The 15,555-nt window shown below is 69.1% G+C and carries 14 protein-coding genes; 4 read left to right on the top strand and 10 right to left on the bottom strand.

Annotated features, from left to right (window positions below; translation table 11 throughout):
• Positions 1-44 precede the first annotated feature (44 nt).
• The 6 genes from C4V41_RS44165 to C4V41_RS44140 are packed head-to-tail and all read right to left on the bottom strand — an operon-like array spanning position 45 to position 5,285.
• Entirely contained in the window at positions 45-893 is an 849-nt protein-coding gene (locus tag C4V41_RS44165) for a 3-keto-disaccharide hydrolase (protein WP_103962021.1), read from the bottom strand.
• A 33-nt stretch (positions 894-926) separates the two neighbouring features.
• Positions 927-1,916 carry a Gfo/Idh/MocA family protein gene (locus C4V41_RS44160; RefSeq protein ID WP_103962020.1) on the bottom strand — a complete coding sequence of 330 codons (990 nt, stop codon included), beginning with the start codon at positions 1,914-1,916 and terminating at the stop codon, positions 927-929.
• Complete coding sequence (locus C4V41_RS44155) at positions 1,913-2,821, bottom strand: sugar phosphate isomerase/epimerase family protein (protein WP_200824639.1); 909 nt, start codon at positions 2,819-2,821, stop codon at positions 1,913-1,915. Before C4V41_RS44155 ends, C4V41_RS44160 begins: the two co-directional genes overlap by 4 nt.
• A gap of 17 nt (positions 2,822-2,838) precedes the next feature.
• Complete coding sequence (locus tag C4V41_RS44150; protein ID WP_103962019.1) at positions 2,839-3,747, bottom strand: TolB family protein; 909 nt, start codon at positions 3,745-3,747, stop codon at positions 2,839-2,841.
• The gene (locus C4V41_RS44145; protein ID WP_103962018.1) at positions 3,744-4,214 is read right to left on the bottom strand and encodes a heme-degrading domain-containing protein; all 471 of its coding nucleotides are present in this window, start codon (positions 4,212-4,214) and stop codon (positions 3,744-3,746) included. Before C4V41_RS44145 ends, C4V41_RS44150 begins: the two co-directional genes overlap by 4 nt.
• A gap of 33 nt (positions 4,215-4,247) precedes the next feature.
• Entirely contained in the window at positions 4,248-5,285 is a 1,038-nt protein-coding gene (locus C4V41_RS44140; protein ID WP_103962017.1) for a Gfo/Idh/MocA family protein, read from the bottom strand.
• A 140-nt stretch (positions 5,286-5,425) separates the two neighbouring features.
• Here C4V41_RS44140 and C4V41_RS44135 point away from each other — a divergent pair, with 140 nt between their 5' ends.
• Positions 5,426-6,688: an MFS transporter gene (locus C4V41_RS44135; protein WP_103962016.1), complete on the top strand. Its 1,263-nt coding sequence runs from the start codon at positions 5,426-5,428 to the stop codon at positions 6,686-6,688.
• A 33-nt stretch (positions 6,689-6,721) separates the two neighbouring features.
• Here the strand turns inward: C4V41_RS44135 and C4V41_RS44130 are convergent, their stop codons facing one another.
• Together C4V41_RS44130 and C4V41_RS44125 are read right to left on the bottom strand one after the other, a co-directional pair.
• Positions 6,722-7,708: a LacI family DNA-binding transcriptional regulator gene (locus C4V41_RS44130; RefSeq protein WP_103962015.1), complete on the bottom strand. Its 987-nt coding sequence runs from the start codon at positions 7,706-7,708 to the stop codon at positions 6,722-6,724.
• Between the two features lie 230 nt (positions 7,709-7,938).
• Positions 7,939-9,408: an alpha/beta hydrolase gene (locus tag C4V41_RS44125; protein ID WP_103962014.1), complete on the bottom strand. Its 1,470-nt coding sequence runs from the start codon at positions 9,406-9,408 to the stop codon at positions 7,939-7,941.
• Between the two features lie 174 nt (positions 9,409-9,582).
• On the opposite strand from C4V41_RS44125, the gene C4V41_RS44120 reads away from it, so the two are divergent.
• Entirely contained in the window at positions 9,583-10,401 is an 819-nt protein-coding gene (locus C4V41_RS44120) for a class I SAM-dependent methyltransferase (protein ID WP_103962190.1), read from the top strand.
• A gap of 101 nt (positions 10,402-10,502) precedes the next feature.
• On the opposite strand, the gene C4V41_RS44115 is transcribed toward C4V41_RS44120, so the two are convergent.
• A complete protein-coding gene (locus tag C4V41_RS44115; RefSeq protein WP_160150595.1) occupies positions 10,503-11,381 on the bottom strand; it encodes a glycoside hydrolase family protein in 879 nt (292 codons plus the stop codon).
• Between the two features lie 153 nt (positions 11,382-11,534).
• Positions 11,535-12,623: a helix-turn-helix transcriptional regulator gene (locus tag C4V41_RS44110; RefSeq protein ID WP_146104012.1), complete on the bottom strand. Its 1,089-nt coding sequence runs from the start codon at positions 12,621-12,623 to the stop codon at positions 11,535-11,537.
• A gap of 139 nt (positions 12,624-12,762) precedes the next feature.
• Between C4V41_RS44110 and C4V41_RS44105 the strand changes: the two genes are divergently transcribed.
• Positions 12,763-13,104, top strand: a complete 342-nt coding sequence (locus C4V41_RS44105) for a hypothetical protein (RefSeq protein ID WP_146104011.1) — start codon at positions 12,763-12,765, stop codon at positions 13,102-13,104.
• Between the two features lie 199 nt (positions 13,105-13,303).
• Positions 13,304-15,424: an NACHT domain-containing protein gene (locus tag C4V41_RS44100; protein ID WP_103962010.1), complete on the top strand. Its 2,121-nt coding sequence runs from the start codon at positions 13,304-13,306 to the stop codon at positions 15,422-15,424.
• The last annotated feature ends 131 nt before the right edge of the window (positions 15,425-15,555 follow it).

Genomic DNA, 15,555 nt, shown 5'->3' with positions numbered 1-15,555 from the left:
ACAACGGTGACTCAGGCCATCGGCTCAGTGCGGCGAGAAGGCGGCTAGCCAAGTTCTTTGATTCGAATGTTTCGCCATCTGCACGCTGCCCCGTGTCCCCAGCGGGCCTCGCCGAACACCGCGTCATTGTCGTGCACCTCGAACGCGATATGGCCTCTGCTGCCGAGCGTGGCGAGCACCGCTTCGGGGTCGTAGCCGGGCGACTCGAGGGTGGCGGTGTTCAGCTCGGCGATCTTGAGCCCGTTGACCCAGGTGGTGATCACGGGCAGGGCGCCCACGGCACGGATACGCAGCTCGTTCCAATCGTTCCATCGCCACACGCTCAGGAAGTCCTCGACGTCGGCCGCGTGGCCGAGCCTGCCGATCTTGGCGGGTGTGACGGGCTCCGTGCTGGTGGCGGGATCGTCCGCCTGGAGCCCGATGACGTCTCCGTTCGCGTCGCGCCGGGAGCGGATGGCGAAGGGGACGGCGGAGAAGCCGGCCAGACCGTTGCCGAAGAACCCGCCGATGCCGCCGGACTCCCGGTGGTCGAGCAGCACCTGGAAGCCTTCCCAGGTGTCCGGCCGGCGCCGGATCATGATGCCCGTGTCGGCGGGCCAGTCGGGTTTGGCTTCGAGGGAGAGCTCGAAGTCGCCGAAGGCGCGATCACTGACGAGGTAGCCGCCATAGCCGCTGCCGGGTTCGTCCTGCCGTCCGACGATGGCGCCGTCCTCGATCGTCCATACGGCAGGGTGCTTCTCCGGCTCGTGCGGAGGCGTGACACCGCGCTCGGCCAAGACGTCGTGCACGTGCGGTCCGCCCGGGTAGAGGCTCCCGTACACCCGCGGGGCCGCATGCCAGCCTCGCAGCGTACTGCCGTCGAAGAGCGGGACGAAGCCGTCGTCGTCGAACATCTCAATCTCCCTTCACCTTCACCGGCTCCTCCGTCATGGCGCTCCTCCAGCAGGCGTGTGCGTGCCGATCGCCGTCCAAGCGGTGGATGCGGTGCTGCGCAGCAGCGCGTCGATGATCTCGACGGATCGAAGCCCGTCTTCGACCGTGGGCAGTCCTTCAACGGATTCGGGCTGTTCCTGGTCGAACACGGCGGACTGCCGGGAGCCGTCGACCTCCAGCCAGAGGCGGTTCTTCCGTCCCGCGGACACCTGGGAGATGACGGTGTTGGCGAGCACGCCCCGTTCGGTACGGAACGTCGCGACGGCGATGTCCTCGGTCTCCACGGCGGTCCGTTCCCCGCCTGTGTCGCCGCCGAAGGATGGCCCGGAGGATGGCCCGGAGGCGACCGGGCGGGTCGGGTAGGCGATGGAGGTGGTCGCGGTCAGGGCGGCGAAGCGTTCACCGGAGACGAACTCGGCCAGGTCGGCCCAGTGCGATCCGATGTCGGCGTAGGCCCGTGAGGCGCCGCCGGTCGCCGGATCGACGCGCCAGGTGGACGCGTCCGGCGAGAGGAGCCAGTCCTGCAGGTACGAGCCGTGGACGAGGAGGACGTCGCCGAGGTCGCCGGCGATACGGCGGGCGCGGATCTCCCGCACGAGGGGGTGGTACCGGTACACGTACGGCACGGTGGCGATCGTCCCGGCGGCACGGACGGCGGCGGCGAGGTCGCGCGCGTCAGGGAGGGTCGTGGCGATGGGCTTCTCGACCACTATGTGCAACCCGGCCGCTGTGACGGCGTGGGCGTAGCCGGCATGCGTGTCGTTCGGGGTGCAGATGTGCACGACCTCCGGCCGGGCGTCCAGCAGTTCGCCGAGCGAGGCGTACCCGGCGGGCACGCCCCACCGTCGCGCGGCGTCGAGGGACCGTTCCGGGCTGGACCCGAGTATGCCGATCACGGTGGCGCCGGCATCGCGGGCGGCCCGCAGGTGGGCGGTCGCGATCATCCCGGTCCCGATGATCGCGACCGGCGTGCCGGCCGTCATACGGCACCGCCGGTGGCCGTGGCGAAGTAGGGGTGCCGGCGCAGGAACGACAGCGACGCGGCGCTGCTCTCGGCGGGGCTCGGGAGGTGGGGAACGTCCACTTCGATGACGAACCAGCCGTCGAAGCCGTCGGGAAGCGCGGTGAGGACGGCGTCGAAGTCGACGACGCCGCGGCCCGGTTCGATCCACACCTTGGACCGGCCGGTGGCGGTCATGTAGTCCTCGCCGCGCTGCCGGGCTCCGGCGGCGGCGGTCGCGTCGACGTCCTTGAGGTGGACGTTCAGGACCCGGTCGGCATAGTCGGCGATGACCTTCTCCGGGGTGGCGCCGGCCCAGCGCAGATGGCCGGTGTCAGGACCGAACCACAGCGCGCCGCCCTCGGTGGCGTCCAGCACGGCCCGTACCTCTTCCTCGACCTCCACGGTGGAACCGACGTGCGGGTGCAGCCCGTACCGGACACCTTCGGCGGCGGCGGCCGTCGCGGCCGCCGCGAGCCCCTCGGCGATCACGAGCGTGCGGTCGGCGTCCGGGGCGTGCCCGACGGCGGGGTGCGCGATGCGGTCGGGGATCAGGTCGGTGGCGATGAAGGCGCTGTCGACACCGAGCTCCAGGTGGGCGTGCGCGTGCCGCTTGATGTCCTCGACGGCCTGGGCATGCCGTTGCCGGTCATGGAACGGCGCGGAGAAGTATCCCGGCGCCGCGGCGAGCGAATGGTCCGACAGCAGCGCACCGTACTCCGCCAGGGTGATGTCCGGAGGCGGTTCGATGGTGAGATGGGTGAATCCGACCTGCGACAGGGCGGTCATCGCCTCCTGAAGGATGCCGCGGTCGAGGCGGTAGCCGCCGTCACCGAGGATCCACGGCAGCGGGTTGATCGCGGTTCGATGCTTCAGGGGAGTGCTCACGGGGTTCTCCTTGCCGGTCACTGCGCCGCCAGGTCGGTGGGGTAGTCCACGTACGCGAACGCCGACCCGTCGGGCGCCCAGCTCGGGACGTTGATCGTGCCCTGCCCGCCGTGCGGCGCCACCAGCGTCGCCGGTTCCTGCCAGGCGTCGACCGACACGAGCCGCAGCTCGACGGGGAGGTCGGCGGGGTGCCCGGTCGTGCCGGGCGGGTAGCTGAGGTACACGGCGACATCGCCGGTGGGCGCGACGTGCGGAAACCAGTTCACGCGCTCGTCGAAGGTGAGCTGCTCCAGCCCGGTCCCGTCCGGCCGTACCCGGGCCAGTTGCGCGTGCCCCGGGGCGGTGGAGAACTGTTCGGTATTGAACACGATCCACTCGCCGTCGGGCGTCCACTCGCACCCGTCCGCCGGGCCCGGGTCGGTGGTGACCGCGACGTCGTCCTGCCCGTCCAGCCCGATGGTGTGGATGGTGGCCGACGCCCACCAGTTGTCGCCTTCCGGTTCCAGGCGCACGTAGCCGAGGCGCTGCCCGTCGGGGCTGACGCCGTGCAGGAAGTGCAGCGCTCCGTCCTCGGCGGTCACTCGGCGAGCCGCCCCACCGGCGAGGGGGACCTGCCAGATGTGCCAGTCGTTCGCGGAGGCGAACACGGTGGCGCCGTCGGGGGCGAGCACGTGGTCGTTGTTGACGTCGGGCAGGCCCGTCGCCAGGATCTGACGTGGCGGGGCGGAGCCGTCGGCGGGCAAGAGCCAGAGCCCGCCGTCACCGTTGACGAGCAACTGCCCGTCCGTCGTCCAGTTCGGCGCCTCGTAGAGCCGGTCGCGAGACTCGAACACGGTGCGTACGGTGTGGGTCGCGCGGTCCCAGACGCGGACGCGCGCGCACTGACCAGGCCGCAGCACCCGCCGCGGGATCTCCTCGTCGCTCACCTGCCGGCCTCCTCTGCGAGGTGGGCCCGGATCCCGGCGACGATGAGGTCGTGGTCCTCCATCGATGACAGGCCGGACGCGGTCGCGGCGGCGACGACACCGACACCACGGACACGGATGGGGAACGATCCGCCGGTGACCGCGTAGTCCGCGCCCAGCCATCCGACCGCCGCCGGGTCCACACCGGCTGCGGACAGGCGCGCGTCGACGAGGGCGCTGCTGTTCTCCATGCGCAGCACCACCGCGGCCTTGCGGGCGATCCACACGTCCTGATCAGGGGTGATGCCCGGCAGTGCGGCGCGGAACAGGATCAGACCGGGCCGGCGGATGTCGATGCCGACCTTGTGCCCGGCTTCCTGGGCGATCGCGGTGATGCGGCAGCCGAGCCGCCAGGCGTCGGCGTGGTCGAACGCGTCGAAGGCCAGCTCCTGTTCCTGCTGCTCCAGCGCGGTGATCAGATTCGTCATGGGCAGGCTCTCCCTCGGGGGTCGCGGATGGTTTCATGACCCGGCGAGCTGGGCGCGGGCCTGGTCGATGGTGGCGATGATCGAGACGGTCTCCTCCAGCGTGTGCACGGGCGACTCGGTACGGCCCTCGCCGGCGAATCGGGCCAGGGCGGTCGCCTCCCACGACAGTCCGTCGAAGCCGCGCAGCCCGGTCGGGTCGCTCCACCGCAGCGTCGGCGAGAAGTGGCCGGCACCGGACAGGGTGAACGAGGTCGGCGTGTAGAAGGCGCCGTCGATGCTGACCGTCGCCTCGGTCCCGGCGATCACTCCGGTCATCGGAGTACGCGCCTGGATGGACGAGTACAGCGTCGACACCGCACCCTCCTGCTCGTGAGTGAGCACGAGCGTCGAGTACGCGTCCACCCCGGTGTCCGTCATCCCGCCGACCGCGAGAACGTGGGTTGGGGCGCCGAGGACCATCGAGGAGAACTGCACCGGGTAGACGCCCAGGTCCAGCAACGCCCCGCCACCTTGCTCGGGACGGTAGAGCCGGTGCCGCGGATCCGCGGTGATCGCCTGCCCGTGGTCGGCCAGCACCGCCCGCACGTCCCCGAGCACTCCGTCGGCGAGGAGCTTGCGGATCACCGACGTCTGCGGCAGGTACCGGCTCCACATCGCCTCCATCACCAGCACGCCGGCAGCCCGCGCCGCCTCCGCGAGGGTGCGCGCCTCCGCCGCGGTGACGGTGATCGGCTTCTCGATGAGCACGTGTTTGCCCGCCGCGATGGCCGCCAGCCCGACCGCGAGATGCGCGCTCTGCGGGGTCGCCACGTAGACGACATCCACCTGCGGGTGGCGTACGAGCTGCTCGGTGGAACCCGGCACGTACTCGATTCCGTGCTCGGACGCGAACGCCCGCGCCCGCTCGGCCGAGCGCGACGACACCGCCACCAGACGCTGCGCCGTGTGAGCGCGCAGAGCCTTCGCGAACTCGCCCGCGATCCAACCCGATCCGACGATGCCCCAGCGCAGCGACGGCTCACCGCTGCCGGGAAGGTAGAGGTCCGGGTCGGGCAGATGGGAAGGCAGCATGCCCACGCTCCAATTCGACGACACTCTGGAAAAAGGATTTAGCACGAGCTAACGTAAGGGCACCTTCAGGTTAGCACGAGCTAAATCGGTCATGACTGACCGCGTCGCTGAGGGTTTCAGTCCTTCTCAAGGAGGCGTCGGTGGCTACAGATCTGCCGGCTCACCCGTCCACGATCCCGCTCCCCGCAAAGCCGGTGGGCAACTGGTATCTCGGCGCTCTCGGGCTCGCACAGTTCGGGATCTTCGTGGCGATCCTCTCACCCGTGTTCATCAGCATGCAGCTCAAAGCACAGGAGATGAACCCGGGCGACCCCGCGTCGGTGGTCGGCGCGGTCCTGCCCATCGGCGCGCTCGGTGCTCTCATCGGCAATCCGGTCTTCGGAGCCCTCAGCGATGCGACGAAGACCCGATGGGGACGGCGCAAGCCGTGGCTCGCCGGCGGCATCATCGCACTTCTCGGCGGCCTGGCGTGGGTATCGGCCAGCACGAGCGTGCTGATGCTGACCCTCGCCTGGCTGCTGTGCCAGCTCGCCTCCAATGCCGCCTCGGCGGCCCTGATCGCGAGCTTCGCCGACAACGTCCCCGAAGCGCAACGAGGCCGCGCATCAAGCGTCTTCGCCCTGGCTCAGAACGTGTCGATCCTCGTGGGTAGTTACGGCGCCGTCCTGCTCGTCCGCAACCTTCCGGTCCTGTTCATCGTCCCCGGCATCATCGGTGTCGTCTGCGTCGCCGTCTACGTCCTCGTCTCGCCGGATCGCATCCCTGAAACGCCGCCCCGCCCGTTCTCGTTCGCGCGGATCATCGGCATGTTCTGGACGAATCCGATCAAGCACCCCGACTTCGGGCTCGCATGGTGGTCGAGGTTCCTGATCGTCTTCGCCTCGATGCTGTTCGCCACCTACCGGCTCCTCTACATGCAGGGCTACCTCGGCCTCAACGCGGAGGAGGCCGTCTCCGCGGTCGCGAACGGCGTGCTCTTCTACACGATCGCGCTCATGATCGGCACCGCCGTCTCGGGGTGGCTCTCGGACAGGCTGCGCCATCGGAAGATCTTCGTCGCCGGCTCCACCCTTGTGTTCGGCGTCGGCTTGGTCATGCTCGCCTTCGTGGACAGCGTCGGCGGGTTCTACATGGCCGAGGTGGTCATGGGCCTCGCGTTCGGCATCTATGCCGCCGTCGACACCGCCCTCATCGTCGACGTCCTTCCCGACGCCGACAATCCAGGCAAGGATCTCGGCGTCATCAACATCGCCAACTCTCTGCCGCAATCCCTCGCGCCCGCCTGCGGGCTCCTCCTGCTCGGCATCGGCGGCGGCGACAACTACCCGGCGCTCCTGTGGGGCGCTGGGATCGTGTCGCTGGTCGGCGCGCTCGTCGTCATCCCCATCCGAGGCGTGCGCTGACCTCTGTGCCCTGGGCCGTGAACGCGCGGGCGTTCACGGCCCGGTCCGGGCTCTGCCCGTCGACTCCCGGACCACCAAGCTCGTCGGCGTCGCGCTGGCACGGCGCGGCCGGTCATGACCCTCCAGCCGATCCAGTACCGACGACAATGTCGCCTCGACCGTCGCCTCGACATCCTGATGTACGGACGTCAGCCGGTGATACGACAGCGACGCCACATAGCTGTCGTCGAAACCGACCACAGAGATCTCGCCCGGCACATCGACCCTCGCCCGCGCGAACACCGCCAGCACACCCGCCGCACACTGGTCACCGCAGCACACCACGGCCGTCGGCCGGCGACTCCGTCCCACGATATGCCGCGCGGCGCTGGCGCCGCCTTCCTCGGAGAAGTCGCTCTCGAGCACCTCGGCGCGCTCCGCGAGCCCGGCCGCGGCCATCGCACTCCGGTACGCCGCGGCACGAACGCGGCCCACAGTTCCGCCTCGGCCGCCGACATAGATGATGTCGCGGTGCCCGAGCTCCATAAGATGCTCGACCGCCAGGCGGAGCCCCTCGACCTCATCGACATGGACGTTGTCGACATCGGGCTCGTCCACCCATTCCCCGAGCCACACCACGGGCACGAGCTCGCGCGCATCCGCGAAGGCGCGCGAGGCCGGATCGGGATTGAACGCGACCAGCGCCTCGACCCGCTCCTCCATCAGCTCCGCGACCACCACGTCGGTCGGCCGATCCGACGTCGTGGGGCCCAGCACCAGACTGAAACCTCGTTCCGCGGCACGAACGAACAAGCGCTCGATGACGCGCACCTGGAACGGATTGCCCATCCAGAAGAGCGCGCCGATCAGACGCGTACGGTTCTGGCGCAGCAGCCGCGCCGACGCGTTCGGCCGGTAGCCGAGCTCATCAGCCGCGGTCAGGATCCGTTGTCTCGACTCTTCACTCGGCCCCGGAACGCCCCTGATCACGAGCGACACCAACTGACGCGAGACCCCTAGATGGTCCGCGACATCTTTCATGGTCGGGAGCCGGTCTGTGCCTCTGCCTGTTCGACGTTTCTGCGCGCCACCCACACCGGTCGCCATGGATCTAGTCTCGCACGTGCCAACCGGCCGAGTTGGCACGTGCCGGCCTTCTCCGGCGACGACGACGGCAAGCCTGGATCAGGCACATATTTCGTGATCGGAAGGCACGTCGATGTGGCGGGCCGCTGACCGATGCCGGGGTCGGCTGGTTGTGGCCGGCTTGGTCAGGACGGGTCGGCGCGGCAGGTGAGATCGTCGGCGGGCAGGGTGCCGCTGGCGAAGTAGGTGTTCACGGCGGTCTCCACGCAGGTGTTGGGCAGGCGGCCGAAGACGCCGTGCATGCGTACGTCCCGGAGGGTGACCAGGCGTGCGGCGGGCATGGCGCGGCGCAGGTTCACGCCCTCCTGGTAGACCGTGCGGGTGTCGCCGGTGGCCTGGACGATCAGTGCGGGGACGTCGTTGCCGACCTTGGTCGCGGGCTCGCGGGGGGTGGGCCAGAAGGCGCAGGCGGTGATGTTGTTCGCATATGGCCCGAACACCGGCTGGGTGGCCCGGCTGCGCTGGATGTCGCGCCAGTATCGCGCGGGGTCGCGTGGCACTGCGGCGTCGCCGCAGATGACGGCGGCCTGGCTCGCGTAGCCCTGCGGCTTGCCGTACAGCGTGAACTGCAGTTCCTGCTCCAGGTCCGCGCTCGGGCGCACCGGTTTGCCCGCGGCCGCGTCGGCGAGCAGGCGCACCCGCGCGGCCAGACGGGCGTTCTCTCTGGCGTCGGGCAGCAGGGTGAAGATGAGCATGGGCAGGAAGCGTTCGTCGACGAGATGCTCCCCGATGCGGATCGGGGTCTTGATCAGGCTTTCGACGCGGGCCCGGACCTGGCGTGCCGTCGTGCCGAGGTGGTATTCGGGGTCGCGCTCGGCGGTCCAGGCGGCCCAGTCGTCGAGTGCGGCCTCGTTGGCCGGTCCGCTGTTCCTGATCGATCCGGCCATGTACCGGGCCGGGTCGATCGCGCTGTCCAGCACGAAGCGGTCGCTGCGCTGGGGGAACATCTGGGTGTAGACCGCGCCGAGGTAGGTGCCGTAGGACATGCCGAAGTAGGAGATCTTCGCCTCGCCGAGGGCGGCGCGGATGACGTCCATGTCGCGTGCGGTGTTGCGGGTGGTGATGTGGGCGATCCGGTCGCCCTCCCGCCGCGCGCACCGCTGCGCGAGATCGGCCTGCGCCTGTACGGCCCGGCGGAAGGTCGCCCGGGTCGGCCCGGCCGACCAGAGCATGTGCCCGATCGGCCAGCCGCAGTCGACCGGCGCGCTCCTGCCGACGCCGCGTGGATCCATGCCGATCAGGTCGTAGCGGGAGGTGACTTCGCGGGTCATCCGCTGGCTGATATAGCCCATGAAGTTCAGGCCCGCACCGCCGGGACCACCGGGGTTGGACAGCATGACGCCGCGCCGCTTACCCGGGTCGGTGGCCTTGATGCGGGAGATCGCGATCTTGATCGTCTTGCCCCGCGGTTGGGAATAGTCCAGCGGGACCGTGATCTGGGCGCATCGGGCGCCCACGTGGTCCAGGAGGGGGTCACCGCAGGCCGCCCACTCGACGGGCTGGTCGTAGAAGCGGGTCAGGGGAGTGGCCGGGGTTCCTGGCAGGAGCGTGGCTCCGGTCAGCACTACGCCGAGCAGGGCATGAGGGAGATTCATAGGGGACGTCCTTCATCGGGAATGCGAGCAACCGTAGTTGACTAAATCCACGTTAGTCAACTTGAGTTGCTCATCGATGAAAGACGGCCGGAGAAGGAACGCCGGGCTCTGGACTTTCCCGTCAGATCAAGATCGCCGAGGACGTGAGGGCGCCAGGAGAGTAGCGTCGCTGTGGTGAAGGACGCTGAACTCATCGGAGTGCAGAAGACCCTCAGCCCCGTCCTCAGGGCCAAGGCCCTGGACAACCGGCTGCCGGACCCGATCCTCGGCGACCCATACGCCGAGCAGGCGATGCGCCGCCTCGACCCCGACTACGACAAGCGCCGATTCGGCAGCAGCCAGATGGGCCTGGCCGCCGTGGTGCGTGCCAAGGCCCACGACGACTGGGCCCGACGCTTCCTGGCCGACCACCCCAACGCGGTGGTGTTGCACCTGGGCTGCGGCCTGGACGCCCGGGTGTACCGGATCGACCCGCCGGCCACCGTCGACTGGTACGACCTGGACTATCCATCCGTCATCGACCTGCGGCAACACTTCCTGCCGCCGCGCGAGCACTACACCCTGATCGGCTCCAGCGTCACCGACCTGACCTGGCTGGAACGCATACCCCGCGACCGGCCGGTGCTGATGATCGCCGAGGGGCTGGTGCCCTACCTGACCGAGTCCGCGGTCCGGCAACTGCTGACCAGCGTCGTCGATGCCTTCCTCAGTGGCCAGATACAGATCGACACGGTGCCGGTCTGGGTGTGGCGGACCTCGAAATGGGACCCGACCCTGCGCAGGTACGGCACCCGGTTCCACTGCGGCTTCAACGACCCGGCCGCGCTGGCCGATTGGCACCCGCGGCTCGAATACCTCGACGAGGCGCCGATGTACGACTCACCAGTGCTGATGGCCAAGGCACCCGCGAACATACGCCGCATGCACCGCCTCTTGACCCTGCTGCCGGGTATGAAACACTCCACCCGCATCGTGCGGTTCCGGTTCTCCTAACGCCCGCCGCCGCCGGGTGCGAGCAGCGGACCGGCACGACCCCGGTGGCCGCATCCATGATCGCACGGACACCGGGGAGATTCACGCCGCGCCGGTGACGCTCACACGCACTCCACCCCGACCTTGTCGACCCAGTGCCCGTTGTAGTACACCTCGACGCTGGCCTTACAGGTGTAGTGCTCGGATGGGCCGGGCCCCCAGTCGGGCTGGTACGTGGTGACGCCGTCCGGGTAGGTGGTGCCGCCGTTGTGGCCGCCGCCGCTGGCTCCCGGGTCCAGGCCGGGGATGTCGGGGGAGACCGGGGGCGGCGGGACGGGCAGCGGCTGCGGGCGGCAGGTGAGGCCCTGGCTCATCATCGTGGCGTCCTCGATGGCACGTTTGCCCACCTGCCGGGCCCACACCGAGTTGATCATGGATTGGGCCGCGTCCTCGTAGCCGCCCCGCGCGAGGGCCGCGAGCAGCTGATGGAAATTGGCCAGGCCGGTGGGCCCGAGGTTGAACACCATATCGACGAGCGCCGCCTGGCGGGCCATGGACAGCGATTCGAACTGCGGCACGATCCGCCTGGCCGCGGCGAGAGCGGTCGCCAGATCGCCCTCGAACAGCATGGTGATCTGCATTTGCGTCAGAGTGGCCCGGCCGGCGAGGACGTCGTCGTAGTTGGCTCCGACAGCGGCGAGCTTCTCACGCGCGTCGCCGCGGTCCAGGTTGAATCCGATGCCCACGGTCGGATGCTTCTCCGTGTCCACGTAGACCTTGGGATCACCGGACAATCCGTGGAGGCTCTCGTGCCGGGCGATGAAGTCCTTGATCTCGCCCACCAGCATCTCCCGCCCCATTCCGCCGCCGGCGCAGGGGAAGTCAGAGCCGCCCTGCCCGCCGCCGCCCTGCCCGCCGCCGTCCGGGGGAGGCTCGTCGATCACGGGCAGGTCGGGTATGGGGCCCGCTGCCGCCACACCCGTGCCGGTCAGCGCGATCATCAACCCCAGCGTGATCGCGGCCGGCAAGCGTTGAAGGCCGCGTAAGAACACCTTCACGAAGAACCCCACTTCCATCCGTAGCGCTGCTCGAAGGCTTGACTCGCCCGCCGAACAGCATCGCCCGGAGCCGGGAGACGGCATAAGGTCGTGAAATCACGTATGCGGGCCCGCGGGCCGGCGGCGGCCGGCAGCGCCGAACACCCGTAGCGCGGCCTCCGTACGACTGGCCGCGCCGAGCTTGGCGTAAATGTGCTCCAGGTGCTTCTCCACGGTGCGGGGGCTGATCCGCAACACCTGCGCGGCCTGCGCGCTGGTGTGGCCGTGGGCGACCAGCCAGAGCACGTCGCGTTCCCGGGAGGTGAGGCCGCCGTCCGTGATGGCGGCCGGGGCTGCGGCGTCGGTCTCGGACAGCAGCAGCGCGGCGCTGGAGTGGTGTTCGGACAGGGTCACGGTGAGGTGACGGGAGCCACGGGAGAGCGTGAACGGCCGCGGTGGAGCGGGATCGTCCAGGCTGGGCGCGCGGCGTTGTCCGGTGAGCCACGAGGCCAGTTCGTCGGGTAACGTGCCACCCTCCCCGCCGCACCTGCGGAAGTAGGTGTCGAGGAGCAGCCTGGCCGACCGGTTCATGACCCGGATCTTGCCGAGCTGGCCGAGCAGGATCACGCCGTACGAGGTGTCGTCGATCGCCTCCAGCGCCGCCAGGGCGGCGTCGAACCAGTAGCGCGTCTCCGAGGCCGCGAGCAGGTTGGCCAGGTGCGGACGGGCCAGGAGCAGAAGCTGCCGCTCGGCCTGGGTGAAGTCGGTCGTCCCCCGGCTGAGCACCAAGGTGTTGACCACTCCGAGATCCGAAGTGAGCAGGCAGGCCGTCTGGTGGTGGATGCCGAGCGGCCGGTAGAAGTCCTGGTAGATGCCGAGGCCGCGCAGTGCGCGCCGGCTGACGACGTCGCTCATCCGCACCGCGTCGCCGTCACCGGTGCGCAGGAAGTGACGCAGCAGCGGATGTTCGGGCAGGTGGTCGCGGAAGATCTGCTCGTACTCGGCGGTCGCCCACCCGTCGGGGGAGGCGATCTGCGTGGTGTGGTGCGTCTGCGGGTCGATGACCTGGAAGGCGACGATGTCACTGGGAACGATCTCCGCGGCGACCGCCATGAGCTGTTCGCGAACGTCTCCCGAGGCCGGTCGCGCGATCTCCCGAATCGCGCGGAGCAACTGCTGGACTTGACTTGCGCGCAGTTCGGCCACGGCTTCAGCGTACGACAAGTGGATCTTCCGCGGCGGATACGTAGATCCACGCACTTGGCGGGAGCCCCCGCCGATTGTTGACTGACCCGCAGGTGGCCACCGAAGCAACTCACACCGCAGCAGAACGGGAGACCCCACCGTGCGAACACTTCCGCAGTTCCTGGCTCGCTTGCTGGTCGTCACGGCCCTGTCGGCCTCGGCCGTCGCCTCGATCTCGGCCCCCGCCTCCGCACGCGCTCAGTGCACGGGCTACTTCTCCGACGCCGGACGCGTCTCGGGTAGCGCGATCTGTAGCACCCGGTACGAGTACGAGGTCCATGTCACGTGCAGCGACGGCTTCTCGTTCGTCTCGTTCCCCGAGCCTCTGGGCTACGCCTACTTCACCTGCAGCGGCCATGGCTCGATCAGCAACGCCGTGGCCTGGATCTGGTACAACGCGGTCCGGACCGTACCGAAGCCCATCGAGATCGTCATGTCCTAGAGCCCGTACGGAGGCTTCGGATCCACAGGACGCCGAACGGGTGCCGCAAGCGCTTTTCTCGCCTCCGACCGAGTTTTCCGAATAAATGCCGATCGGTTGGCGATCCCATCAATAGTGCTGCCGGTTTTTCAGGTTTCATCGACTTTGCGTGCGTTATTATCAGTCCCATTCTGCTGGGAAATCTCCTCATACTGGACGTATGAGTGCGCGATATTGGCAGCATCGCAACGCCGGCAACCGGGTCATGACCTGGGGTGTTGTCCTCCTGGTCGTGGCCTGCGGGGGCGCATACGTGGTCTACCAAGGAAAGCTCGGGACAGAGGTGGCAATCGGCGTTTTCGGGGCGTTGATAGGCGGCGCGTGGATGGTGGGCGAGAAGGTGGCGCCGTTGTTGTCCTGGTGGCATAAACGTGGGGCGCCCGTACGCGGGCCGACGCCCACCGACATCGACACCGCCAAAGACATCCTCGCCGGGCTGGTAGCCCAGCAGTGGTACGACGAGATGGCGCTGCGTTCGCTGGGCGATCCCGCCCCGATGCCCTTGCCCTGGCGCTCGACCGAGCGGCGCGAACTGGTCGACCATCCCGAGATCATCGCCGAGGGCAGCGTGGCCTTTCCGGGGTTGGCCGTGCACATCGCGGACCTGGCACGCAATTTCCGTGCCCTGCGCTGCCGCCGCCTCGTCATCCTCGGTGATCCGGGCACCGGCAAGACGACCCTGGCCGTGCAGCTGGTGCTCGAACTGCTGCGCACCCGGCAACCGGACGAACCCGTCCCCGTGCTGCTGTCAGCCGCCCGCTGGGACAATCGTGCCCATCCATGGCTGCGGGACTGGCTGACCGCCAGCCTGACCGCGGACTATCCCGCGCTGCTCGCCGAGGGCCTGGGCTCGGACATCCCGGAGACGCTCGTGGCCCGTGGCGAGGTGCTGCCCGTCCTCGATGGCCTGGACGAGCTGCCCGACCACGCCCGCGCGGCCATGCTGACCGCGCTGAACCGGTCGATGCTGGACAACCATCAGCTCATCCTCACCTGCCGTACAGCGCAGTTCGCCGCCGCGGTGGACGAGATCGGGGATGTGCTCACGGCGGCGGCGGTCATCGAGCCGCAGCCCATGTCGCCTGCCACAGCGGCCGACTACCTGAAAGCGTGCCTTCCCCCAGTGCCCCGTCCCGCCTGGCCCCCGATCCTGGAGGCGTTGCGCACCGGCGCTGCCCCCGCCCTGGCGGAAGTCGCCTCCACATCGTTGGGGCTGTGGCTGGTGCGCGCCACCTACATCGCACCCAGGGCCGACCCATCGCCGCTGCTGGAACTCGGCCGCGGCAGCGCGGCCGAGCTTCACGACCACCTCTGCGACCACCTCATCCCCGCCCTGGTGAGCACGCACCCACCGGCCGACGGCCCGGTCCAGCCCTTCCGCCCGCGGCACGCCTGGCCCCCGGAGCAGGTCGGCCAGTGGCTCACCTACCTGTCCCGCCAGCTCAGCCGCGATCCCGACGACCCGCGTGACATGGCCTGGTGGCACCTGGCCCACTACACGTCCAGCCGATCCATTCGGTTGGGAGGCGGCATCGTGATCGGGATCGTGATCGGGCTGGTCGTCGCACTGCTGACCAAGCTGCCCCAAGCCGGCGCGCCGATCGGCCTGCTGTTCGCGCTCGCGGTCGCCATCCTGATCGGGTCCTGGTTCACCGAACCGCCGGGCCATGCCGACTTCCACGTGCGCGGCAGGCTCCACGAACTGCTCGGCGTCGTCAGGAACGGGCTGGTCGCCGCAGCCATCGCGGCTCTGGTCAGCGCGCCGACGGTCATCCTGATGAAGAAGAATCTGGAGATGGCCTGGGACGCCGCGTGGAAATCCGCTCTGCTGACCGGGTTCGGATACTTCATCGTGCTCGGCCTGGCCCGCTGGGTCGAGCGCCCCACCCTCGACGCGATCGCCAGGTCTCCCCGCTCGACCTGGCAGGCCGACAGGAACCTGACCTTCGTCCGGATCCTCGGCGGGCTCGGGATCGGGCTGCTGTTCGGTGTCATCGGGTGGCTGACACAACTGCCCTGGAGCATGGTGATCGCCGGCGGGCTGGTGCTGGGCCTGCTACTCGGGCTCATGCTCGGCAGGCACCACGCCTGGCTGGCCTACAAGCTGACGATCTTCCGCCTGGCCACCAAGGGCCGGCTGCCTCTTCGCACCATGGACTTCCTCGACGATGCCCACCGCCTCGGCCTGCTGCGCACTGAAGGACCGTACTACCAGTTCCGGCACGCCGAACTGCAGGAGCACCTCGCGCGCGGACCGGAGGCGCCGTCGCGGCAGTCGTGAACGCCCTTTCGTCCGCCGCGACTTTCGTTGGCCGGGCACCCGTGATCAGACGCCTGCCGCGAATCATGCGTGCACGGCGTCGATCTGATCGACAAGCAGGCCGTGATGGGCCCGTGGTCGGCACTGATATG

This window comes from Nonomuraea solani (assembly GCF_900108335.1).
Lineage (GTDB): Bacteria > Actinomycetota > Actinomycetes > Streptosporangiales > Streptosporangiaceae > Nonomuraea > Nonomuraea solani.
This window is presented reverse-complemented; position numbering and strand designations above follow the sequence as displayed.

What these genes read in the sequence shown, in the direction of transcription:
- C4V41_RS44145 (WP_103962018.1), bottom strand. Translation starts at nt 4,214, where the DNA reads ATGACGAATCTGATCACCGCGCTGGAGCAGCAGGAACAGGAGCTGGCC.
- C4V41_RS44115 (WP_160150595.1), bottom strand. Translation starts at nt 11,381, where the DNA reads ATGATCGCGCTGACCGGCACGGGTGTGGCGGCAGCGGGCCCCATACCC.
- C4V41_RS44165 (WP_103962021.1), bottom strand. Translation starts at nt 893, where the DNA reads ATGTTCGACGACGACGGCTTCGTCCCGCTCTTCGACGGCAGTACGCTG.
- C4V41_RS44130 (WP_103962015.1), bottom strand. Translation starts at nt 7,708, where the DNA reads ATGAAAGATGTCGCGGACCATCTAGGGGTCTCGCGTCAGTTGGTGTCG.
- C4V41_RS44125 (WP_103962014.1), bottom strand. Translation starts at nt 9,408, where the DNA reads ATGAATCTCCCTCATGCCCTGCTCGGCGTAGTGCTGACCGGAGCCACG.
- C4V41_RS44100 (WP_103962010.1), top strand. Translation starts at nt 13,304, where the DNA reads ATGAGTGCGCGATATTGGCAGCATCGCAACGCCGGCAACCGGGTCATG.
- C4V41_RS44140 (WP_103962017.1), bottom strand. Translation starts at nt 5,285, where the DNA reads ATGCTGCCTTCCCATCTGCCCGACCCGGACCTCTACCTTCCCGGCAGC.
- C4V41_RS44160 (WP_103962020.1), bottom strand. Translation starts at nt 1,916, where the DNA reads ATGACGGCCGGCACGCCGGTCGCGATCATCGGGACCGGGATGATCGCG.